The sequence below is a fragment of the Streptomyces luteosporeus genome (assembly GCF_039532865.1).
Lineage (GTDB): Bacteria > Actinomycetota > Actinomycetes > Streptomycetales > Streptomycetaceae > Streptomyces > Streptomyces luteosporeus.
Genome location: NZ_BAAASL010000049.1, coordinates 1 through 718, shown reverse-complemented (window position 1 = coordinate 718; position 718 = coordinate 1). Strand labels below are relative to the sequence as shown.

The 718-nt window shown below is 59.5% G+C and carries 1 protein-coding gene; it reads left to right on the top strand.

Annotated elements, in window-relative coordinates; all coding sequences use genetic code 11:
- Positions 1 to 539 (top strand): hypothetical protein (locus ABD361_RS30315; protein WP_344440180.1); only part of this gene is annotated, 539 nt, incomplete at its 5' end.
- Positions 540 to 718 lie beyond the last annotated feature (179 nt).

Below are 718 nucleotides of genomic sequence, written 5' to 3'. Positions count from 1 at the left end.
CGCAGATTATTTTATCCGGCAGCCGCTATGCCGACGCGCCGCAGCTTCCGGAGGACGGAACACAGATAGCTTTCCCCTGGGCCGGGGAATGGCTGACGGAGCCGGAGATTCAGGCTGTAACGGATTGCCTGTCCCGCGCCGTGCGGGATGTATCCCGGCAGGTATGGGAGGATGCGCGCCGGATAAAGGCGGCACTGAACACGCGCGGGGAAACGCTGTTTTATCGCCAGACCCGAAACTTCCGTCTGGTTGTGAAGGAAAATGATATGCCCTGCTGGCTGGACGATGATGACAATTTGCCGGTGGTGCTCGATGCCATCCTGAACAAAGGGGCACGCTACAGTAGCGTCGAGTTCTTTGTTATCAGCGACAAAGTGGATCAAATCCTGGCATGTGGCCAGATGTGCGATGTGCTGCGTATTCCGGGCGAGCCTCCGCGCCGGTGGATGGATTTAACCCTGTTACATGAGGTCATGGCAGAAGCGCGTGCAGAAATCAGTCTTGTCCGCAATGCCCTGTCAGCAATCCGGCCAGTTTAGCGAACAGCAGGGGGCGGCGGCCCCCTGAATCTGGCACGAAGGATAAGGATGTCGCCGGCTCCGCTTTTACGGCTCTTCCTCCACGTTGTTCCGGCTTCGCGTTGAGTAACGTCCCGTGCGGCCTGCGGCAAACGCCGTGCCTCTACTGTAGCCGGGCCGCGGCTGATGCAAGGGAAGCG